The organism is Candidatus Methylacidiphilales bacterium, assembly GCA_028713655.1.
GTDB lineage: Bacteria > Verrucomicrobiota > Verrucomicrobiia > Methylacidiphilales > JAAUTS01 > JAQTNW01.
On the sequence record JAQTNW010000051.1, the window covers coordinates 1 to 21626 of the forward strand.

Consider the following 21626-nt stretch of genomic DNA (forward strand, 5'->3'; position numbering starts at 1 on the left):
TGTCGGCCTGGATCTGGATGATGCGGCTGACGCGCTCGCGCTTGTTGGTGCGCGGATTATAAATGGTGTCGCCCTTGCTGAGCTTGCCGCTGTAAACGCGGAAGAAAATGAGTTTGCCGACAAACGGATCGGACCAGAGCTTGAACGCCAGACCGCAGAACTTGTGGTCGTCGTTGGCCGGGGCTTCGATCTTGGTTCCGGGGGAGTCCGGGTCCAGGCCGACGGCGGGCGGGATGTCAATCGGGCTCGGCAGATAATCCACCACGGCATCGATCAAGGCTTGCACGCCCTTGTTTTTGAAAGCGGAACCGCCCACAACCGGAACGATTTTATTGGTGCACACCAAGCGGCGGATCGCCTGCTTCAGTTGCATCGCGGTCGGAGCTTTTTCTTCAAGGAACAACGTGGCGATCTCGTCGTCCTGGTCCGCCACGGCTTCTGTCAAATCAGCCAGGGCTTTCTTGGCCATGGCCTGGAGTTCGGCGGGGATTGCTTCAATTTTGTATGTCGAGCCCATCGTGTTGTCATCGACATAAACAATGGCGAGCTGGTTGATGACGTCGATCTGGCCCCGCAGCGTGTCTTCCTTGCCCAGCGGAATCAAAACCGGCCAGGCATTGGCCTTGAGCTTGTCGCGCATTTCATTGACGGCGTTGTCGAAGTTGGCGCCGACGCGGTCCATCTTGTTGACGAAAGCGATGCGGGGAACATTGTATTTGGTGGCCTGGCGCCAGACGGTTTCGGACTGGGGCTGCACACCCGCCACGCCGCAAAACACCGCAACCGCGCCGTCAAGCACGCGCAGGGAACGCTCCACTTCCGCCGTGAAATCCACGTGGCCGGGAGTGTCGATGATATTGACGCGGTTCTTGGTGCCTTCGTAAACCTTAACCAGGCCGGCTTCGGGCTTCACAGGCCAGAAACAGGTGGTGGCGGCGGACGTGATCGTGATGCCGCGTTCGCGCTCCTGTTCCATCCAGTCGGTCACCGTGGTGCCGTCATGCACCTCGCCGATCTTGTGGATCATGCCGGTGTAAAACAGGATACGCTCGGTGAGCGTGGTCTTCCCCGCGTCAATATGGGCGCAGATGCCGATATTGCGGGTTCTTTCCAGGGTATAAGCTCGTGTGGGTGAGGCTGCCATAACAACAAATTTTTGAATTTTTACCAGCGCATGTGCGCAAATGCCTTGTTTGCCTGGGCCATGCGATGCACGTCATCGCGTTTCTTGATCGCATTACCCTGCCCTGCGGCGGCTTCCTTGATTTCAGTTGCGAGAGCTTTCGCCATCGGCTGGCCTTTGCGGCCCGCGGCGTTGCCGACAATCCAGCGCAGCGCAAGAGCGAGCTGGCGTTCGGGCGTCACTTCCATCGGCACCTGATATGTGGCGCCGCCAACGCGACGCGACTTCACTTCGAGGCGGGGTTTCACGTTTTCGACGGCCTTGGTCAGGATTTCAAGGGGATTGCCTTCCTTGTTTTCCAGGTTGGCGTTGTCGATGGCCTTATAAACAATCCGCTGCGCGGTGGACTTTTTACCGCATTTCATGACGGTGCTGATCAAAGTCCCGACGACCGGGTTTTCATAAACCGGATCCGGGAGACCCACCCTCTTAACTGCTCTGCGACGACGTGCCATAAATTTTTGGGTTAAAGTTTGTTAAAAGATTACTTTTTGGCGGCAGCCGCGGCGCCTTCGGCGCTCTTCTTCGGCTTTTTCACGCCGTATTTGCTGCGGGAAACGTTGCGGTTGAGTTTGTTCGTGTTGCTGGGTCCGACCGCGCCGAGGCAGTCGAGGGAACCGCGTACTATATGATAACGGACACCGGGAAGATCCTTCACGCGTCCGCCGCGGACCAGGACAATCGAGTGTTCCTGCAGGTTATGGCCTTCGCCGCCGATATAGGCGATGACTTCAAAGCCGTTGGTCAGGCGCACCTTGGCGACTTTACGCAAAGCGGAGTTCGGCTTCTTGGGCGTGCGGGTCATGACCTGCATGCAAACGCCGCGGCGCGCCGGGCTGTTTTGAAGCGCAGGGGCCTTCGTCTTGCGTTTGACCGCTTTCCGTCCGTTTCTCACGAGCTGGTTGATCGTCGGCATCGTTACCGTTTCCTTTATTCAGTTCCTGTTTCCGTTTCCTAAACCTTAAAAAAACAAAGCACGCGCGGCAAAAGCCATGCGTGCTTTAAGTTCTTACGCGCATGGAGGACGACCCGGGGCCGTCACACGCTTTTACCTGCTCCTGCCTTGGTAATCCCTTTCCAATGAAAGGGAATGAAAGTTCTACGGATTTCGCACGGGGATGCAAGAGGAATTTTAAAAAAAAGCTTAAAAACCGGCACGATTGGCATCTATCCCCCTGATAAGTGGGAAGACAAGGGGGTTTCTGTTGCCCGCGAACCACGCGAAAAAACGCGAAATGGGGAGGCATTTAACGCAAAGAGTCCGCCAAAGTCCGCCGCGGCGGACGAAGTGGCAATCCATCCAAAACCGAAAATCTCCGCCCCAATTCCACTGGATTTCCCCTTACACAGGGCCATACTTCCCACATGAGCGGGATTAATTTCGTCGTGAACGAGCGCGGTCAGAAGACTGCGGTAGTCATTGATTTGAAAAAACATGCGGGCGTTTGGGAGGATATTTACGACACCCTTCTTGCTCGCTCCCGCAGGCATGAACCGAGGGAAACCTTGGAATCCGTCAAACGCCGCTTGAGGCAGACGACGCATGCTTGAGTATCAGATAACTTTTGCACGTTCCGCCCGCAAAGAATTGGAAAAATTGCCCCCTCACATTGCGGAACGAATTCTCGGCAAAATAGAGGATTTATCGGCAACTCCAAGACCCGGCGGCTCTCTCAAACTCAAGGGAGGCCGGAATTTATGGAGAATCCGAATTGGAGATTACCGGGTGATTTATGAAATTGATGATGGGAAAGGAATCATTGATATTTCCATCATCCGCCATCGCCGCGAAGTCTATCGGGATTTATAAAAACTGGCCGCACCAGAACACTGGACTGATGAATTCTGCTGAAGAATCTATCTTGACAGCGCCGGACAAGTCAGCCGCAACGAAGCCCGGGAACTGGTTGATTTTACCCGCAATCTGCAAACCAGATTAATGAGTTGGCTCAAACAAAATCATCCGCACCTTTGCTGAACGCAAACAGCGGCTTTGTCCCCACCTCCGTGCCTGTGACTCCGTGAGAAAAAAAATGTATTTGAATCATCCTGTTAAATCCAGATCCAGCTGAATTCCGGCGACAGCCGGGTGCATCTGAAGTATATTCACTTTAACTAAAACGGATTCAATTATGGAAATCAAACGAAGCGGCTCACAGCCATCCAATAAAGGCCCGGCCGACTGGTTTACCGGCACGGTCCGGATCGACCCCCTGTTTCAGACAAGCGCACCGTCACGCGCGGCTGGCGCCAGTGTCACGTTTGAGCCCGGCGCCCGAACCGCATGGCACACCCACCCGCTGGGCCAGACCCTGATTGTCACCGCCGGTTGCGGGCGTGTACAATGCGAGGGCGGGCCGATTGAAGAGATCCGGCCCGGCGACGTCGTTTGGTTTCCGCCGGGAGAGAAGCATTGGCACGGCGCGTCGCCAACCACGGCCCTGACCCACATCGCGATTCAAGAGGCGCTCGATGGGAAGGTCGTCGATTGGATGGAAAAAGTCAGTGACGAACAATATTGCAATCAGAGTCTTAAGTCTTAAGTTTCAAGTTTTAAGTCGGAGAAAATTCAGAAGTTTGAATTAAGAATTATGAAACGTGATTTTCGGAATTCTACATTCTGAATTCATCATTTCCCTCCGTCTTCCTTGGCGTCCATGGCGGGCTTGGCGCGAAACCCTTTCTGTTTTATCTGTGTAAATCTGTGTCCATCCGTGGTCCTGTTTAAGTTTCAGGCTTCCTTTTCCTCTGCGTTCTTCGCGATCTTTGCGCGAGGCCACTCTTACTTTGCCGGGGGCTTGGTCTGCGAAACCGGGTCGAGCAGCCGCTTGAGCGTCACCGCATCCAGACCGGATTCCGCCGCCGCCACTTCCCGGATGCTGCGCCCTTCGAGATACGCCTTCTTCGCCAGGGCCGCCGCCTTTTCATAACCAATCACAGGCGCCAGAACCGTCACCATTGCCAGGCTTTGCTCAATCATGCTTTCACAATGTTCCCGGTCCGCCGCCAGCCCCGCCACACAACGACGCGCAAAAACCCGGCTGCCCTGCGCCAGCAATTCGATCGATTGCAGCAGGTTGTGCCCGATGAGCGGCATCATCACGTTCAACTCAAAATTGCCATAAAGCCCGCCCAGCGTGATCGACGCATCGTTCCCGATCACCTGCGCGCAAACCATCAGGAGCATTTCGCTCATGACCGGGTTCACCTTTCCCGGCATGATGGACGAACCCGGTTGCGTGGCGGGCAACTTCAACTCGCCCAGGCCGCAGCGCGGGCCCGAGCCCAAAAAACGAATGTCGTTTGCTATCTTGATCAAACTGACCGCAATGGTTTTGAGAGCCCCGCTGGCTTCCACACAGGCGTCTTTCCCGGCCTGCGCCTCAAAATGATTTTTTGCTTCGCGCAGGGGCAACCCTGTCGCTCGAACCAACGCCTCTATCGTAAGCCGGGCAAAGTCCGGATGGGCATTGATTCCCGTGCCGACCGCCGTGCCACCCAGCGCAAGCTCGCCCAAATGTTCATCCAACGATTCCAGGCGCCTGATTCCGTGCTCCACCTGGCTTGCGTAGCCGCCAAATTCCTGGCCCAGAGACATCGGCGTGGCATCCTGCAAATGGGTCCGTCCGATTTTGATGACATTCTGAAATTCCTGTTCCTTTGCCGCCAGCGCCGCATGCAATTCCTTCAGCGCCGGAATCAAACCTTCGTGCAAGGCCTCCAGCGCGGCCAGATGGATCGCCGTGGGAATAACATCATTGCTGGACTGGCAACAGTTGACATGGTCGTTCGGATGCACCGACTGGTCCCCGCGTCGTCCGCCCCTGAGCTCAATCGCGCGGTTGGCGATGACTTCATTGGCATTCATATTGGTCGAGGTGCCGGAACCGGTCTGGAAAACATCCACGACAAACTGGCTGTCCCAACGTCCATCGGCCACTTCCTGTGCCGCTTCCTGGATCGACCGCGCGCGTTTGGAATCCAGCAACCCAAGCGACTCGTTCGTTTTGGCCGCGTGCTGCTTGATCAATCCCAGAGCCCGGATGAAACGGCGGGGAAAGTGAAAATTGCTGATCGGAAAATTTTCCAATGCGCGGGCGGTTTGCGCGGCATAATAAGCGTCCGCCGGGACCTGCATCGGCCCCATCGAATCGCTCTCCGTCCGGGTTGTACTCACGGATTAAATTTTGACACCTTCAAATGACAGGGAAATCTGGACCTCGTCGCCGACCGGGCCTACCATCTTGGTCATCCCAAAGTCGCTGCGCTTGAGCGTGAAGGCTGTGTCACCCCCGCGCCGGGTTTCGCCCTTCATGCCGGGAACCGCAGGCGAACCGTTGAAGGTGAAAGTCAACGGCTTCGTGACGCCATGCAGCGTAAAATTGCCGGTCACTTCGTACACATTATCGCCTTTCAACGCCACATGCGTGCTTTCGAATGACAAGGTTGGATATTTTGCCACGTCGAAAAAGTCCGGGCTGCAGAGGTGCTTGTTTCGCATGTCATTGGCCGTATCGACGCTGGCGGCCTGCGCCACCACCTTGACCGACGATTTATCGGGGTTCTCCGCGTCCACGGTGACAGTGCCTTCAAACTGTTTGAAGGAGCCATTCACCCAACTGATGCCCAAATGGCGGATCTTGAAAGCCAGATTCGAGTGGACTGGGTCTATTTTATAGGTCTCAGGAGCCGCCTGGAGCGATGAAATTTGAACCGCAACAAGGGCCGCTGCCAACAGGGAAATCCATCTGATTTTCATAGGGGTTAGCATAGCTGGATCCGCCCCAAATGCAACCAACTGAATAATTCTGGCATTCCCGCCGCTTTCGCATATTTTCCTTCAACGCCATTTTTCATCTATGATCGACTCCATTACAGGTTTTTTCGCCAAAGGCGGCCCCTTCATGATCCCGCTGGGCATCTGCTCCATCACTTCGGTCACCTTCATGCTGGAGCGCGGCTTCGCCCTGCGCCGCAGCGAGGTCATCCCGGAAACCCTCTACAACACCGTATTCAATTTTAAAATCGGCCAGCCGACCTCCGACTTGGAACGCATGGCGTCGCCCGGACGCAGCACCCTCGCGCGCCTGGTGCGCGTCTGCCTGGAACATCTCCCCTGGAGCAAGGCCGAAAACGTCGAGGCCGTCCAAACCCGGGCCCGGCGGGAAATCTCCCATCTGGAACGCGGGCTGGTGATCCTGGAAATCATCGTCGGCATTTCGCCATTGCTCGGCCTGCTGGGGACCATCTCGGGCCTGATCACGATTTTCGGAAATGTGGGCGGCACGAGCATCGCCGAGCAGGGGATGATCCTGGCCAAGGGCATTTCGGAGGCGTTGAACACCACCGTCGTCGGCCTGGTGGTGGCCATTCCCTCGTTGATCGCCTACAGCTATTACTCCAAAAAGGTCGAGACCCTCGCCGTGGAAATGGAAAGCATCTGCATGGATTTGCTGACGAAGCTTTACCTACAACCGCCCGAATAGAACCATGCGCTTTTACACCAAGCATCGCCGCACGCCGATCATCAACATCGTGTCGCTGGTTGATATTCTCTGCATCCTGCTGATTTTTTTCATTGTCACCACGACCTTCAGGAAGGACGAGCCGCGAGTTGAAATCAAGGTGCCGGAATCCTCAAGCGCCACCAAGGACCCCCATCCGCAGGAGCCCGTCATCATCTATGCCAGCAAGGACCTCAAAGTGTACGTCGGTTCCGCTGAAGTGCCGATGGCCAGGCTGCCCCTCGTCCTCAGGGCCAGGAAAGCCGAGGCCGAAACAACCATCTTCGCCCTCAAGGCCGACACGGACATTCCGCTGGGATTTTTTGTCAAGGTGCTGGACGCCTCCAAGGAGGCCGGCCTGACCAACCTGCAAATGTTCACCGAACCGCCCAAAACCTCAAATCCGTAAAATCAGTTTATGGTTCTTCCCATCATCCGTTACGGCAACCCGGTGCTGCGGCGCAAAGGCGCCCTCATTGAAAAAATCACACCCGAAATCCGGCAGTTGGCGCAGGATATGATCGACACCATGCACGAAGCCGAGGGCGTGGGCCTTGCCGCCCAACAGGCGGGCCATGCGCTGCAACTGGCGGTCATTCATATTCCGTCCAACATCGAACGCCCCTCTAAGATGTGGATCGGCGGAAAGGAAGTCGATCTGCAGCTCTACATGCCGCTGGTTCTAATCAATCCGAAGCTTGCCCTTACCAAAAAGAAGGAAATCGGATCGGAAGGCTGCCTGAGTTTCCCGGGCATCACGGCTGAAATCAGCCGCGGCTATCGCGTGAAAGTACAATCCCTGAATCTGGAGGGAAAACCGTTCGCGTTCGAAGCCGCCGGGCTGCTGGGCCGCGCGGTGCAACACGAAGCCGACCATCTCAACGGCGTACTCTTCATCGACCGCATGACGCCGGAAGACCGCGAAGCGTTAAAAGACGAAATCGAAAGCATCCGGATTCCCTCGAAATAGGACCGTAGCGCGGGCGTCCCCGCCTGCGGGTTCAAGCGGCGTCCCGCCGCAAGTTATTGGTTCATACTGGAGGACATTGCTGGGAAATTAGCCGCGAAAAGGCGCAAAATTCGCAAAAAAATCAGGCAACCAGGTCAATCATGTTGCCAAAACTGCCTTCTGACTCAGTGCATATTTTTTGATTTCGAACCTGGGTGCGCCAAAGTTCAGTAATAAACCGTGTTCGATTCGTGAGGCACGCAAATAGCCGAGCATTTGCGCCACATGCTCGTCCACCAACGCCTTGGCGGCTTTCAGTTCAATTATCAGCCGGTTGTCCACAAACACATCTGCGATATACTCGCCAATCAACGCACCATCCTCGTCATACACCTTCAGTTGATGCTGCTGTTTCACATCCAAGCCGAGTTTTTGCAGCCGGTGCGCCAACGCATTCTCATATACTTTCTCGAGGTGGCCGTGTTTGTGATAGCAATGAATTGCAAACGCCGTCGCTCGCACTACGTCACATAATTCCATGATATCCTTCATAAACCATTCCTTTCGCTTTCTTGCTTATTTTGCGTCTTTTGCGCCTTTTAGCGGCCAAACCTGCTTTACGGATTAGCCTAATAAAGAAACAGGAATGTTTCTTTACAGTTTCTTATTGGCAACATCCGTCGGGAAAAGTGGACTGACGCTCGCATCTCGTTTAGATTTGATCCTCCATGTTGCTTCGCGCCAACACAGTCCTGACCCTGTCCGGCCCGCCTCTTGAAAAGGCGGATGTCCGCGTCACGGGCAATCGCATCACCGAAGTCGGCCCCTCCCTCACCCCGCACGAAGGCGAACCGGTCCACGACCTGCCCGGCCATGTGCTGCTGCCGGGCCTCATCAACGCCCATTGCCATCTGGATTACACCGGCTTCAAAGGCTCCATCTTCCCAACCAAAAGTTTTACCGGCTGGATCCGGCGCATCAACGCGCTCAAAGGCAGCTTCAGCGCCGACGATTACTTGAAATCGATCGACGACGGCTTTCAACAACTCATGCGCAGCGGTTGCACGACCGTGTTTAACATCGAAGCCTTTCCGGACCTTTTCCTGCGAATGAAAAAACCGCCCATCCGCACCTGGTGGTTCCTGGAACTGATCGACATCCGCACCCGCCTGGCAGGCGATGATACGCTGGCCGGCGCGCTGGCATTCTTTGCCGAGCACAAGGACTGGCCCGGAGGTTTCGGCCTCAGCCCGCACTCCCCCTACACCGCCAGCATCGAGCTTTTTCGACTGGCCAAGCATTGCAGCCAGGATATGGGCATGCGGTTCACGACCCATATCGCCGAATCGATCGAGGAACAGGAAATGTTCCTTTACGGCCAGGGACCTCTGTACGACTTTCTCACGGAGCTCGGACGAGATACGGAGGACTGCGGCCAGGGCTCGGCCCTCTCCCATTTGATGGATTTCGGCCTGCTGGATGAGCATTGCCTCGCTGTTCACTTGAACTATCTCCAGGAATACGACCTGAAACTCCTGCGCGAACATCCGCTCAACATCGTCCACTGCCCCCGCTGCCACGCTTATTTCGCACACTCCCGCTTTCCGCTTGAGCGCCTGCGCGACGCGGGCTGCAGCATCAGCCTCGGCACCGACAGCCTGGCCAGCAACGACATGCTCGACTTGCGCGGCGAGATCCGGCAGCTCCGGAAAAATTATCCCAACCTGACCGCGGAGGAATGCCTTCACATGGTGACCACGGCGCCGGCGCGGGCAATCGGTCTGCCCGGTGAACTGGGAGTCATCGCACCCGGGGCTTTTGCCGACCTCATCGCGTTCCCCCTGCCCGCAAATACGAACCCCTACCAGGCTGTCCTTTTTTCCGAGGGCCCGCCCTCATTTTTCATGGTGGATGGGGAAATAAAGAATCCGACGAACTCCGGTTGACATGCACATGAAAAATGTCTGGCTGCAACAAATGACAAATCTCGCGGCTATCCAGACCGGCGGACAAGATGTCCGCCGGAGCGGGCAGGATGCCCGCGCTCCCTGAACACAGGATTCGCATAGCCCCGATAAAATTTCACATCGTCGGGCGGATTTTTCCCCTCTAACCTCGCAAGATGCCGTCGTTCGAGGAATACCTGTCAAGCCGCCTCCAGCAGGACGAGGAACAAAACCTCACCCGCTGTCTGAGCGTACTACCGGAGGGAATCGTCACTTGTTCCGGCAACGATTACCTCGGTCTCTCCCGCCACCCGCGCGTGGTTGAGGCCGCAGCGAACTCGCTGAAACAGGGGCAAATCGGCGCTTCCGCCGCGCGGCTGGTCAGCGGCAACCATCCCGAGCACATTTTGCTCGAGAAAAAAATGGCTGCGTTCAAAGGAACCGAAGCCTGCCTGGCTTTTCCAAGCGGCTACGCGGCCGCCTGCGGCGCCATCCCCGCGTTGATGGATCGCGCGGATTATGTGGTGCTCGACAAACTCTGCCACGCCTGCCTCTTTGACGGGGCGCGCCTGTCCGGCGCGACGCTGGCCGTCTTCGCCCATAACGACACGAGCCAGCTCACCGATGTATTGCGGGAAATTCGTTCGCGCCAATCTGACGCCAGGATTTTGATCGTTGTGGAGTCCGTCTATTCGATGGATGGCGACATCGCGCCACTCGAAGAAATCTGCCGATTGAAACAGGAGTTTGGCGCATGGCTGATGGTGGATGAAGCTCATGCCACCGGCATTTACGGACCTCAAGGCAGAGGCCTTTGCGCCGAACGAAAAATTGCCGGCCAGGTTGAAATCCAGATGGGAACCTTGGGCAAGGCGCTGGGCGTGAGCGGCGGATATATCGCGGGAAACGCCAATTTGAAACAACTGCTCCTCCAGCACGCCCGCAGTTTTATTTTCAGCACCGGAACCCCGCCCTGCCTGTCCGCCGCATTGCTGGCGGCGCTGGAAATCGTCGGCAGCGGCGAAGGCACTGCGTTGCGCGAAAAATTGTGGGCAAACGTCCAGCGACTTTACTCATTGACCGGCGGGAAAACCAATCTCCTGAGCCCCATCACGCCCCTGATCCTGGGCGATGAAGAAGCCGCACTGAGAGCCTCCCGGCAGTTGCTGGAAGCGGGTTTTTATATCCCCGCGATCCGTTACCCCTCCGTCGCCCGTGGAACCGCCCGCCTGCGCATCACCCTGAACAGCCTCCACACTCCGGAACAAATTTCCGGATTGGCCGCAGCGCTTGCGAAGGTCTGTCGGGCATGTTGAATTTTTCTTGCAGAATTGGAAACAGTAGAACGAAAATACAATTCGTATGACAACTGCCTCTTTGTCACCCAAATACCAAATCGTTATTCCGAAGGAAATCCGGAAGCATCATAAACTGCGGCCCGGACAAAAACTTCAAATCGTGGACAAAGGCGGGGAAATTGTCCTGCGTCCCACCCTGAGCGGAGAACAATTGATGGGGATTCTCTCAGACTGTCGCCACATCCCCTTCGAACGCGAACCCGATCATTACCTGCCAGGACGACGCCAAATACAAAGCACCCATGTCCGCTATTTCAAAAAGAAATAAAAAGGGGAAAGGTTCGCAAAGTCCCGAGATGACACTTTCCGATCTCGACAAACAATACCTCTGGCACCCGTTCACGCCGTCGGAGCGCTGGCTGGATCCCGCCTTTGAACCCATCGTCATCACGGAAGGCGAGGGCTCGTGGTTGATCGATGAAAAGGGAGAAAAGTATCTCGACGGCAATTCGTCCATCTGGACAAACCTCCACGGCCATCGCCACCCAAAAATCAATGCGGCGATCAAAAAGCAACTGGACCGCATCGCGCACTCCTCCTTTTTGGGACTGACAAATGATCTGGCGCCCGGGCTCGCGGAACAACTGATCGGACTGGCTTCCACTCCGAAGGATTCATTAGCCCGCTGCTTTTTTTCCGACGATGGCTCCACGGCAATCGAGGCCGCGCTCAAGATCGTGTACCAATACTTCCAGCAAAACGGGCAGCCGGAACGAAAGACGTTTGTCTCGCTCGGCTCCGCCTATCATGGCGACACAACCGGCGCCATGAGCGTAGGCCACAGCCCGCTGTTTCATCACAGCTATCGCGGCATGCTTTTCCCGGCGGAGGAAGTCATGTCGCCCTATTGTTATCGCTGCCCGTTCAACACTGCCAAACCGGAAAAGCACGACGCCCGCGCGTGCCGCAAGTGCAATTGGGAATGCGTCGATCTGGTGGAGAATAAATTTGAAGAGCTTGGTGGCTCAAGCGCCGCATGGGTCATTGAGCCCCGCGTCCAGGGCGCTGCGGGGTTCATCATGCACCCGGAAGGATATCTCGAAAAAACCTCGCGGATCGCGCAATCGCACGGCGCAAAGGTAATTCTCGATGAAGTCATGACCGGCTTCGACCGGACGGGCTCGCCGTTTGCGTTTCAAAAAGAAAACGTACAGCCCGACCTCGTTGCGCTGGCCAAGGGATTGAGCGGCGGTTATCTGCCGCTGGCCGCCACGCTCGTCACGGAGGAGCTTTTCGAAGGGTTCCGGGGCGACAGCACTCGCACGTTTTTTCACGGCCACAGCTATACCGGCAACGCGCTCGGCTGCGCGGCAGCCCTGGCAAGTCTGGAAATTTTGCAAAGCCCGGAATGCAAGGTCCGGCAACAGGCGCTCGAACAGGTCCTGAAAAAATCCCACGATTTATTCTGGCAATTGGAGTACGTCGGCGACGTGCGTCAGGAAGGCTGCATTCTGGCCATCGAACTGGTGCAAGATTTTCAAATACGCCGGGCGTTCGATCCCGCGCGCCGCGTCGGCGTGGAAGTGTGCCGCCACGCCGCCGAGCACGGCCTTCTTACACGGCCCGTGGGCGATGTGTTGCTGCTGATGCCTCCCTACTCCACCACCGAATCCGAAGCACAACAAATGATCGATGCTCTCTACAAAGCGATACAAAGCACTTTTAACCACGGATAGCACGGATTAAAACGGATATGGAAAGCTTATTTAGAATTTCGGAATTCAGAAGACAGAATTCAGAAGACAGAATGAGATCCGAGATCATTCTGAATACTGGCTCCTGAATTCCATCTACCGGGTATTTACATATGAATGGAATTTTCATCACAGGCACGGGCACAGGCGTCGGGAAAACATTTTTCACCGCGGCCTGCACGCGCGCCTTGCGGAAGCGCGGCATCCCGGCCCTGGCCCTGAAACCCATTTCCTGCGGCGGCCGGACCGACGAGGAACTTTACGCCAAAGCCAATGAAGAAACCCTGAGTCTGAACGAAATCAACCACATCCACCTCGCACCCCCGCTCTCGCCCTACGCGGCAAGCGCGGTTGAAAACAAACCGTTCGATCTTTCCGCCTTGCGCGACGGTATTAACTCCGTGACGGCCCGCCATCCCGGGCCGTTTTTGATCGAAGGCGTGGGCGGCTGGCTCGTTCCCATCACGCGCGATTATTGGGTGCGGGACTGGGCTCGCGAATTGGATCTGCCGGTCTGTCTGGTTGCCGGCGCCGGGTTGGGCACAATCAACCACACCCTCCTGACGGTTGAAAGCATCCGGCAATCGGGCGCGCGGATTCTCGGCATTGTCTTGAATCACCACGGGGTTCCCGACGACATGGCCGCACAAACCAATCCCGCTATTCTTGAGGATCTGAGCGGCCTTCCGGTACTGCGGTTTCACGGGCCTGAGGATTTGCTCAAGCTTCCAAGCTGGCTGTTGCCCTAGCATCAGCCGCATCCAGCCCCCTGATAAGGGGGAACTGAAGGGGGATTGGCCACAAAAGATCTCAAAGAACCCAAAGAAGAACATTTTTCACCGCAGAACGCAGAGAAGGATATTTTGAACCACGGATAAACGCGGATTTACACAGATCAAAAAAGCAAGTTTCGCGCCAAGCTCCAAACGGACTGAAGGTCCGAGTGCGACGACGGCCTCACCGGTGCCCCCTGCCTGCGGCTGCGCAGCCGCAGGCAGGGCTTCCGGTTCCCTTCATCTTATTGATGAAGGTTCCAAGAAAATACCACAGATTGAAAAAACAAGTGCGCCGGCAGAGCGTAGTGGCGACGGCACTTTTTACTCGCGACGCATGTCGGAGTTGGGCCGTGGCGGACGAAGCGGCGGGACGCGGTTGCGTGGGGCCGGCATTGCCACGAGCCCCGCGCTTTTGACTCGCTCAGCCGCCAACATGCGGTCATTATTATCGATTAGTAAAAATGAATCGATTTATTGCTAAATGGATTGTTAGAATCATTGGAACGATCACTACGATCATCGGCCTTTTTGCAATTTGCGCATCTCTCAAAGCCACGCCTGAAATGTTACGCTGCCCGCACCCTATTATCGGGTTGTTAATTGCACTTTTCATGGCGGCATTCGGAGTCTATGTCGTCCATCTTGGCTTTTTGCTTTACGTCCACCGCTCGCGAAAGGTCTTTGAACGAGTTTATTTGGGCGCCGCCATATTTCTCATGATGAGTCTTCGCCACATGATCACCTCAGAATCCCTCTATTACCTGATATTTATTTTTGTCGGTATAATCGCGGTCTTCGCACGATCAGCCATCAGCGACTGTTTGTTTTTAAAAGGCCTATGAGAGTGGAACGCCCGCGCTCCGGTAAACCATAAATCTTCCTTGGCGGACGTGAGAAATCCGCTGCGCAATAAAAATGGGACGACAGGGAGGTCGTCCCTCCATTTGTTGATTATAACCCCGGCCCCCTGATTTACAGGTTGAATCCAGGGATTCAAATCGCCTATAGATAGCTATCGCATGAAACAGGACGTATTTGCCGGCGCAGCCCTTTTCCTCCCACCCGAACCGGAGTCCCTCGACGCGCTCGATATTGAGCCGACCATCATCGAGGGCCTGGTCCTCAAAGCGCTCAGCGGGCGCAGCGCCATTGTGGCGGGAGATCTTGCCAACGAACTCAACCTGCCTTACTTCAACGTCCTCGAACCCATCCTGGAACGGCTGCGCGAGTCAAAGTTGATTGATGTTTTGCGCGGCGATTACCAGGCCATTTCCTATCTGCTCTCCGCCACCGATGCCGGGCGCGATCGCGCCGCCCAGTATTTTGAGCAATCCGCTTACGTCGGCCCCGCTCCGGTTTCCATCCAGAATTACATCCAGGCCATTCACACCCAAACGATCCGCAATATCCAAATCAACCAGCGCCGCCTGATGGGCGCGTTCGACGGCCTGATTTTCGAGGATGAAATCCTGCGCCAGATCGGGCCCGCCACAAATTCAGGCCAATCGATCTTTCTCTACGGCCCGCCCGGCAATGGCAAAACTTCCATCGCTGAGCGGGTGGTGGACGCTTTCGGCGGCGCGATTTTCATCCCGTATTGCATCGAAATCAACGGCTCGATCATCCGGCTCTTTGACGATTACAACCACAAGGAAGTAACCGCGGAGGACGACCCCCGGTTGCTTCAGAAATACGACCGGCGCTGGCGGCTCATCAAACGGCCCGTAATCGTAGTGGGCGGCGAGCTCGGCATGGAATCGCTGGATCTGATCTGGAGCAACGAATCCCGTTTTTATGAAGCGCCGTTTCAAATGAAAGCCAACGGCGGCTGCTTCATGATCGACGACTTCGGACGCCAACGCATGGACCCCAAGGATCTGCTGAACCGCTGGATCGTTCCGTTGGAAAAGAAAATCGATTATCTGGCCCTACACACCGGCATCAAGATTGCGGTTCCCTTCGATGTGCTGCTGGTCATCTCAACCAACCTGGATCCGCGCGACCTGGTGGATGAGGCATTCCTGCGCCGGCTGCGCTATAAAATCCCGATCGGCAATCCGAACGAGGAAAATTTCAGAAAAATCTGGGAAATGGATTCCCAAAAACGGGGAATTCCGTACAGCGATGAGGTCGTCGGGTATTTCCTTGAAAAGCACATGAAACCCAAGGGCCGCCCCCTGCGCTGTTGCATCCCGCGGGATATTCTTGAGCTGGTGATGGATTCCTGCCGTTACAACCAGGTCCAGATCACCATTTCACCCAAATTGATCGATGACGCGGCCGAGGCCTATTTTGTGGATCTCGGGGAAAAACTTGCTGCAAACGAGGGCTATATCGTCTGATTGGCCGCCGACTTTAATCCGCCGACGCTATTTTGTCCGGCTGTTATCGGGAGAATGGGTCTGAACAATTGCCTGAATCCCGAATTCCTGAACGATTTTTTTCGCTTCCGGGTTTTTGGGCGACAACAGCAACAAATCCCGGCTCAAGCGGTTCAGGGTATTTTTTACCACCTGTGCCTTTTCCAAGGTTGGCTGGGCCTGCAACAGAGTCTGTCGAATACCGGCTCTTTGCAAAAGTGCGCCATGCAAATCCAGCGCGCTCAAAAGTATCAGCACCAGCAGGACCAGCGCCATCGGCCAAAACGGGGAGTAATGCGCTTCGGCCTTTTTTTCGGGTTGGGAGGATTTTCTGGCCATAACACTCTTCCTACCTGCCCGCCGCAGGCTTGGTCGCAGGACCGATTTGGTATTGCTTCAGCAAATCCTTCAAATCCGGATCAACCTGCGCCGCCTGGTTGATGCGGGAAACCAGGTTCTGGAGGAGGGGAGCCAGATTATTTGCGGAATTGATTTCCATTTGGGCCTGCATGAGCTGCTGACGCAGCATATCGTTGTTTTGCAGGAGCAGCGTCCGGGTCAGCATCAAAAAAGAAGCCAATACCGCCAGGATATTCAGAATAACAAACTGTGTTTTATTCACATCCAAAACCTTGCTTGCCCAGTCTTAGGACTCTCCCATGAACATACCCTCTTGGCAAGACTACTTCCGGCTTGCTTCCGGCCCCGGGCTTTCACATCCTTTCAACTCATACTTTATGGCAAATCCAAACAGCAGTCCCTTTGACGAGCCTCGATTGATCGACAGCTCGGATGATGTTTTTAAACGATACGGTTACCCGGCCCTGGCAGGCGCCGTGCTTCTGCTGCTCGTCCTGGCAGGCGGAGCTTATAAATGGCAGCAAACAATGGCGCGTGAAGCCACGGCCCAGGATAAATTTTCCGGCGCCAAAAACGAGGATGACTATCGCTCCCTGATTAGCCAATACCCACACACCGCAGCCGCCGCTCTTTCGCTGGTTGAGATGGCCAAAACGGAACGGGAAAATAAAAATTACGGCGCGGCCGCCGATTTGTACGGGCGTTTTTTAAAGGAACACAAAGGCCATCCGATCTCACCCGCGGTGGAATATGCGCGCGCCGCATGCCTGGAAGGCGCCGGATCCAAAAGCGATGCCAAGGCGGCGTATGAAGCGATCTTTAATGCCAAACCCGAGCACCCCTACGCCGGTGCCGCCGCTGTCGCACTCGCGCGAATTTATCAGGCCGATAAGAATATCACCGCAGCCCGCCAGGTGCTGACCGACTTGCTGGCCCGCGACACGGCCAGCAGCAGCCTCGGAGAAGCGCGGGAATTGTTGCGCGAACTTCCGGCGGATACAAAGTAAAGCTCCCCTACCTTACGGATGGGGTATCTGCGCGAAATCTTGCCGAAAACGTATCCTCAGGCTTACAACGCGGCCAAGTAACGCTCGCAATCTATCGCGGCCATGCAACCCATGCCCGCTGCCGTGACCGCCTGGCGGTAAACCGAGTCGGCGCAATCCCCTGCCACAAAAACCCCCTCGACATTCGTCCGGCTGCCTTTCGAAATTTTGACATAACCGGCCGAATCCATTTCAATCTGCCCCTTGAATATTTGGGTGTTGGGCACATGGCCGATGGCGACAAATACGCCCGCGCAATCAAGGGTTGAAACCTCGGATGTTTGCAAGTTTTTCAACCGCACTCCGGTTACGGCATCCTGGCCCACATCCAAAACAGCCTCCACAATCGTGTTCCATACCGGTATGATTTTCGGGTTGCCCAAAACCCGTTCCACCATAATCCGCGAGGCCCTCAATTGGTCCCGGCGATGCACCAAATAAACCGCGGATCCAAAGCGCGTGAGATACATGGCTTCTTCACACGCGGAATCACCCCCGCCGATCACCACCAGCGGTTTGTCACGAAACATCGGCAACGCGCCGTCGCAGGTCGCGCAATATGTCACGCCCTTGTTTTCAAGCTCATGTTCTCCCGGCACGCCCAGGTGCCGGTGCCCGGCGCCAACAGCGATGATGCCCGACCGGGCGTGAATTTCCCTGCCGTCCGCACGCAATGAAAGCGGTTTTTTTGAAAAATCAACCTGTTCGACCAGGCTCATGTAGAGCACGTGTGTTCCAAAACGCACGGCTTGCTCCTGCATTTCCACCATCAGAGCATTGCCATCGATGCCCTTGCTGAAGCCGGGATAATTTTCCACCACCGTGGTTGTGGTCAAAAGCCCGCCCGGTTGCGTCCCGGTGATAAGAAGGGGTTTGAGATTGGCCCTCGCACAATAAATGGCTGCAGACCATCCGGCGCAGCCGGAACCGATAATCACGACATTTTCCATAATATATATATTCTTCAGCGGGAAGATGTCATGAAACCCTGAACTGACAACGAAAAAAAATAAAAAAGGCAGGGAAACGCCCGGCATGCCCGCCGTTCGAGAGCCTTGAGGAATCTGCAGGCACACTGAAAGCATTGGTTTTGATCCTTGTCATCAGTCTCTTCTTCCATTAGTATTGCTTAACTGTCCTATGGTTGCGGCCAACGTCAAACAACACAAGAATTGCGGCACAAAGAGGAAATCATTGTTGTTCATTGATGATGATCCCAGCGTGATTTCGTCCCTGCGCCTTTTATTCGAGTCCGATTATCAAACATTTTCGGCTTCAAGCGTTGCGGAAGGCGTCCGGCTTTTTTCAGAGATACATCCTGAAATTGTGGTGCTGGATCTGAGACTGCCCGACAAAAACGGGATCGAAGCCTTGCGCCAAATCCGAAAATTGGATCCATCGGCGGCCGTTCTCATTTTGACAGGCTATTCCACCCTGGCCACTGCCGAAGAATCACTCCGTCTGGGAGCGGTGGACTACCTGCACAAACCCTTTGATGTCAAATACCTCAAGAACCGCATTCAGGAAATCGCATTAAACACCGGTTCCAACCGTGACAGGGATCGCGGCAAACATGCCCTCACCGAGTCTCTTCAGGATCTGCGCGAGTTCGAGGCGCTCCAAAATGCTTCCGCGGCCTTTTTGCATGATATCTCCAGCCCCTTGACAGCCCTGCTGACAGCTTCCGACCTGCTGAATCAAATGGCCAAAGAGCATGAGGACAGCCCCGGTTCGAAAATGGCCCGCGTGGCTTCGATGGTGTCGGATAATGCCCAATACATCACCGCCCTGGTCGAACAATGGCGTGCCTTTGCCGAGCCCCAGACTTTCATGCAGGACAAGTTCAGGACCCGGCAGGCGATTGAACTGAGCGTGAATCTGATAAGAGAACGGGCAAATGACCACGGCGTAACGCTTCAACTTCACACCCAATCCCCCGACACCACGATTCACGGAAATCATTTTGCCATCGCCCGTGTACTCGCCAACCTGCTCAAAAATGCCATTGAGGCCGTCCCTGCCGGGAGTGGGCTAATTCTCCTGACCGCGCAAACAAGGGGAAACCGCTTCTATTTCACCGTGTCCGACAACGGCAAGGGGATCCTGCCCCACCACCTCGATCTTATTTTTCAGCCCCGTTTTACGACCAAAGCCAAAGGCATGGGTTTGGGAATGGGCCTTTATATTTCCAAGAAAATCATCGAAGCCTCCGGAGGGGAAATCAGCGTGCGCTCTCCGGGCTCGATGTCTGGAGCCGAATTCATCATCAGCCTGCCGCTGTCCTAGCTAATTGGTAATGACCACATCGATCGAAGCCGACAATGAAAGCCTGATTGTTTGTCAAAACAGCCAGGGCACCACCGTACGAGCCACACTTCTGCGCATGACGCGCTATGTCGCGAGTTTTGAAGTCTATAATCCCTACAGCATCCTTCAGTTGTCGGAGATTTTGCGCGATTTCAAGATCATCATCAACAGCAAGACCGTGTACTCGGGCCGCTCCACTGTCACCAGCCTCGTCAACACAGGACTGGTCCTTGTCTGCGAGGCGTCACTGGACGACGAAAGCTGGCTGGATGTCGATATCCTCTCCCCCACCGTCCAGGTAAGCCGGCTCTCGACTGATTTTGAGCGGCTGATCAACGACTGGTCCAAGGTGGAGCAGGTTTCTCCGGAACTGAAAATTCTTATTTCCGACATGCAAACCCTGCTGTTCGACCTGCGCCGCTGGCTCGAGCAGGTCGAAATGGCCCTGCGCACTTCCACCCCGACAGACCGGGCCCGGACCGAAGTGGCCATCATTGAAAAGCTCAACGGCTTGGTTTTACCCGTAACGGAAAATTTGTTCAGCAAATTTGAATCCATCGCGGGCTCCATCCAGCAGGATGTCGAAGCCGTCCATCGCGCCTACACGCGGCGTCAATTGCATCCCATGGTGCTGTGCTCCCCGTTCATGTACCGGACTTATCAAAAGCCGCTCGGTTATGCCGGCGACTACGAGATGGTCAACATGATCCTGCGCGATCCCGTGGAAGGCGCCTCTCTTTTTGCCAAGGTCCTCAACACCCATTTCGTGGGTGTAGCTCCCGCAGAAGCCCACCGCAACCGGGTCAAATACCTAACGGGCATATTGCGTGATGAAACCAAACGCTGCGCCAAAGCCGGCACCACGGCGCGCATTTTCAACCTGGGCTGTGGCCCGGCGAAGGAAGTGCAGAATTTCCTGACTTTTGATGATCTCTGTGACCGCGCCCAACTCACCCTGCTGGATTTCAATGATGAAACCATTGAGCACACCACCAGGCTGCTCAACGACATGAAAATGAAGCACCGGCGCCAGACCCCGATCACGATGGTGAAACGCTCCGTCCATCAAATCCTCAAAGATGGCGCCCGCGGTCCGGAAACAGGCAGGGATGCGGTATTCGATGTGGTGTATTGCGCCGGTCTGTTTGATTATCTTTCCGACCGCATCTGCTGCAGGCTGATGGAAATTTTCTATGAAATGCTGGCGCCAGGCGGACTGCTCGTCGCCACCAATGTCGAGGCCTCCAATCCCTCGCGCCGCATGATGGAGTATCTCATGGATTGGCACCTGATTTACCGCACGCCGGAACAACTCAAGGCCCTGGCCCCCAAAATTGCAGGCGAGAATAATTGCCGGGTGATCAGTGACAACACCAAGGTGAATATTTTCCTCGAAGTAAGAAGACCGGCGGGCAATGGATAAGCAACCTCCATCCCAGGAACTGCAACAATCGTTTTTTGAATACAATCGCGAGTTCCGCATCTCAAATTCCAAAGTGGGATGCATGCTGGTGGTGGTGCTCATGCCCGCCGGGCTGAGCCTGGATTACTTCGTCTACCCCGGGAAAGTCGGTTTCTTTCTCACCCTGCGCCTGATCTGTTCAGTGCTTGCCCTGGGCCTGTGGGGGCTGCTCAGCCTGCCCCTTGGCCGGAAACATTTCCGCCTGCTCGGCATGTTGTGGTTCATTCTGCCGTCCCTCTTTATTTCCATGATGATTTATTTTTCAGAGGGCATCCAATCCCCCTACTACGCGGGATTAAACCTCGTCTTGATCGCCGTTTCCTGGGTGGCCCAGGTCGAGTTTATCGAAAGTATCGTGGCTTCCGTGCTCACGCTTTTGATGTATTGCGCGGCCTGCTGGGCCCACGGACCCGTCAGCGGCTCCATGCTCTTCAACAACCTTTATTTCATCACACTGACCAGCATCATCGTCGTGACCGGCAGCTACTTCCTCAACCGCCTTCGCTTTCGTGAATTCGCTCTCCGTACGGAGGTGGATCGCAACCGGCGCGACCTCGAAGCATCCAACTCCAAGCTCATTGAGATGGACCGCGCCAAATCCGATTTCTTCGCCAATATCAGCCATGAACTGCGCACCCCGCTCACCCTCCTGATCGGGCCCCTTGATAAATTGCGAAACCC

Annotated in this window: 26 protein-coding genes; 17 read left to right on the forward strand and 9 right to left on the reverse strand. The window is 55.4% G+C overall.

Features of this window, described 5'->3' with window-relative positions:
• The 3 genes from PHD76_13350 to rpsL all read right to left on the reverse strand — a co-directional run.
• On the reverse strand, positions 1-1144 hold a 1144-nt coding region (locus PHD76_13350; GenBank protein MDD5262826.1), incomplete at its 3' end, for a GTP-binding protein.
• A 20-nt stretch (positions 1145-1164) separates the two neighbouring features.
• On the reverse strand, positions 1165-1638 hold the full coding sequence (rpsG, locus tag PHD76_13355; GenBank protein ID MDD5262827.1) for a 30S ribosomal protein S7: 474 nt from the start codon (positions 1636-1638) through the stop codon (positions 1165-1167).
• Positions 1639-1667: 29 nt separating this feature from the next.
• Complete coding sequence (gene rpsL, locus PHD76_13360) at positions 1668-2099, reverse strand: 30S ribosomal protein S12 (GenBank protein ID MDD5262828.1); 432 nt, start codon at positions 2097-2099, stop codon at positions 1668-1670.
• A 449-nt stretch (positions 2100-2548) separates the two neighbouring features.
• On the opposite strand from rpsL, the gene PHD76_13365 reads away from it, so the two are divergent.
• The 3 genes from PHD76_13365 to PHD76_13375 all read left to right on the forward strand — a co-directional run bounded on the left by PHD76_13365 (position 2549) and on the right by PHD76_13375 (position 3726).
• Positions 2549-2734 carry a hypothetical protein gene (locus PHD76_13365; protein ID MDD5262829.1) on the forward strand — a complete coding sequence of 62 codons (186 nt, stop codon included), beginning with the start codon at positions 2549-2551 and terminating at the stop codon, positions 2732-2734.
• Positions 2727-2993 carry a type II toxin-antitoxin system RelE/ParE family toxin gene (locus PHD76_13370; protein ID MDD5262830.1) on the forward strand — a complete coding sequence of 89 codons (267 nt, stop codon included), beginning with the start codon at positions 2727-2729 and terminating at the stop codon, positions 2991-2993. Before PHD76_13365 ends, PHD76_13370 begins: the two co-directional genes overlap by 8 nt.
• 322 nt (positions 2994-3315) lie before the next feature.
• Positions 3316-3726: a cupin domain-containing protein gene (locus tag PHD76_13375; protein ID MDD5262831.1), complete on the forward strand. Its 411-nt coding sequence runs from the start codon at positions 3316-3318 to the stop codon at positions 3724-3726.
• Positions 3727-3965: 239 nt separating this feature from the next.
• Here the strand turns inward: PHD76_13375 and PHD76_13380 are convergent, their stop codons facing one another.
• Together PHD76_13380 and PHD76_13385 are read right to left on the reverse strand one after the other, a co-directional pair.
• On the reverse strand, positions 3966-5360 hold the full coding sequence (locus PHD76_13380; protein ID MDD5262832.1) for a class II fumarate hydratase: 1395 nt from the start codon (positions 5358-5360) through the stop codon (positions 3966-3968).
• A 3-nt stretch (positions 5361-5363) separates the two neighbouring features.
• Entirely contained in the window at positions 5364-5942 is a 579-nt protein-coding gene (locus tag PHD76_13385; GenBank protein ID MDD5262833.1) for a YceI family protein, read from the reverse strand.
• A 100-nt stretch (positions 5943-6042) separates the two neighbouring features.
• Between PHD76_13385 and PHD76_13390 the strand changes: the two genes are divergently transcribed.
• The 3 genes from PHD76_13390 to def are packed head-to-tail and all read left to right on the forward strand — an operon-like array spanning position 6043 to position 7657.
• Positions 6043-6669 (forward strand): MotA/TolQ/ExbB proton channel family protein, encoded by a 627-nt coding sequence (locus PHD76_13390; GenBank protein MDD5262834.1) that lies wholly within the window; start codon positions 6043-6045, stop codon positions 6667-6669.
• Positions 6670-6673: 4 nt separating this feature from the next.
• Positions 6674-7096, forward strand: coding sequence for a biopolymer transporter ExbD (locus PHD76_13395; GenBank protein MDD5262835.1), 423 nt, complete (start codon positions 6674-6676; stop codon positions 7094-7096).
• Between the two features lie 9 nt (positions 7097-7105).
• Positions 7106-7657, forward strand: a complete 552-nt coding sequence (gene def, locus PHD76_13400) for a peptide deformylase (GenBank protein ID MDD5262836.1) — start codon at positions 7106-7108, stop codon at positions 7655-7657.
• Between the two features lie 138 nt (positions 7658-7795).
• Here the strand turns inward: def and PHD76_13405 are convergent, their stop codons facing one another.
• On the reverse strand, positions 7796-8188 hold the full coding sequence (locus PHD76_13405; GenBank protein MDD5262837.1) for a GxxExxY protein: 393 nt from the start codon (positions 8186-8188) through the stop codon (positions 7796-7798).
• Positions 8189-8364: 176 nt separating this feature from the next.
• On the opposite strand from PHD76_13405, the gene PHD76_13410 reads away from it, so the two are divergent.
• The 7 genes from PHD76_13410 to PHD76_13440 all read left to right on the forward strand — a co-directional run bounded on the left by PHD76_13410 (position 8365) and on the right by PHD76_13440 (position 15752).
• Positions 8365-9582: an amidohydrolase family protein gene (locus PHD76_13410; GenBank protein ID MDD5262838.1), complete on the forward strand. Its 1218-nt coding sequence runs from the start codon at positions 8365-8367 to the stop codon at positions 9580-9582.
• A gap of 176 nt (positions 9583-9758) precedes the next feature.
• Entirely contained in the window at positions 9759-10898 is a 1140-nt protein-coding gene (locus PHD76_13415) for an 8-amino-7-oxononanoate synthase (protein MDD5262839.1), read from the forward strand.
• Between the two features lie 46 nt (positions 10899-10944).
• On the forward strand, positions 10945-11208 hold the full coding sequence (locus PHD76_13420) for an AbrB/MazE/SpoVT family DNA-binding domain-containing protein (GenBank protein MDD5262840.1): 264 nt from the start codon (positions 10945-10947) through the stop codon (positions 11206-11208).
• Between the two features lie 28 nt (positions 11209-11236).
• The gene (gene bioA / locus PHD76_13425) at positions 11237-12616 is read left to right on the forward strand and encodes an adenosylmethionine--8-amino-7-oxononanoate transaminase (GenBank protein ID MDD5262841.1); all 1380 of its coding nucleotides are present in this window, start codon (positions 11237-11239) and stop codon (positions 12614-12616) included.
• Between the two features lie 131 nt (positions 12617-12747).
• On the forward strand, positions 12748-13383 hold the full coding sequence (gene bioD / locus PHD76_13430; GenBank protein MDD5262842.1) for a dethiobiotin synthase: 636 nt from the start codon (positions 12748-12750) through the stop codon (positions 13381-13383).
• Between the two features lie 488 nt (positions 13384-13871).
• Positions 13872-14252, forward strand: a complete 381-nt coding sequence (locus PHD76_13435; GenBank protein ID MDD5262843.1) for a hypothetical protein — start codon at positions 13872-13874, stop codon at positions 14250-14252.
• A 177-nt stretch (positions 14253-14429) separates the two neighbouring features.
• Positions 14430-15752, forward strand: coding sequence for an AAA family ATPase (locus PHD76_13440; protein MDD5262844.1), 1323 nt, complete (start codon positions 14430-14432; stop codon positions 15750-15752).
• 27 nt (positions 15753-15779) lie between these two features.
• Here the strand turns inward: PHD76_13440 and PHD76_13445 are convergent, their stop codons facing one another.
• Together PHD76_13445 and PHD76_13450 are read right to left on the reverse strand one after the other, a co-directional pair.
• On the reverse strand, positions 15780-16109 hold the full coding sequence (locus tag PHD76_13445) for a hypothetical protein (protein MDD5262845.1): 330 nt from the start codon (positions 16107-16109) through the stop codon (positions 15780-15782).
• Positions 16110-16119: 10 nt separating this feature from the next.
• Positions 16120-16392, reverse strand: a complete 273-nt coding sequence (locus tag PHD76_13450) for a hypothetical protein (protein MDD5262846.1) — start codon at positions 16390-16392, stop codon at positions 16120-16122.
• A gap of 115 nt (positions 16393-16507) precedes the next feature.
• On the opposite strand from PHD76_13450, the gene PHD76_13455 reads away from it, so the two are divergent.
• Entirely contained in the window at positions 16508-17137 is a 630-nt protein-coding gene (locus tag PHD76_13455) for a hypothetical protein (GenBank protein ID MDD5262847.1), read from the forward strand.
• A gap of 62 nt (positions 17138-17199) precedes the next feature.
• On the opposite strand, the gene trxB is transcribed toward PHD76_13455, so the two are convergent.
• Positions 17200-18126 (reverse strand): thioredoxin-disulfide reductase, encoded by a 927-nt coding sequence (gene trxB / locus PHD76_13460; protein MDD5262848.1) that lies wholly within the window; start codon positions 18124-18126, stop codon positions 17200-17202.
• Between the two features lie 190 nt (positions 18127-18316).
• Here trxB and PHD76_13465 point away from each other — a divergent pair, with 190 nt between their 5' ends.
• From PHD76_13465 to PHD76_13475, 3 genes are all read left to right on the forward strand, one after another.
• On the forward strand, positions 18317-19462 hold the full coding sequence (locus tag PHD76_13465; protein ID MDD5262849.1) for a hybrid sensor histidine kinase/response regulator: 1146 nt from the start codon (positions 18317-18319) through the stop codon (positions 19460-19462).
• A 10-nt stretch (positions 19463-19472) separates the two neighbouring features.
• Positions 19473-20906, forward strand: a complete 1434-nt coding sequence (locus PHD76_13470; GenBank protein ID MDD5262850.1) for a class I SAM-dependent methyltransferase — start codon at positions 19473-19475, stop codon at positions 20904-20906.
• On the forward strand, positions 20899-21626 hold a 728-nt coding region (locus tag PHD76_13475), incomplete at its 3' end, for a histidine kinase dimerization/phospho-acceptor domain-containing protein (protein ID MDD5262851.1). The genes PHD76_13470 and PHD76_13475, both read left to right, overlap by 8 nt.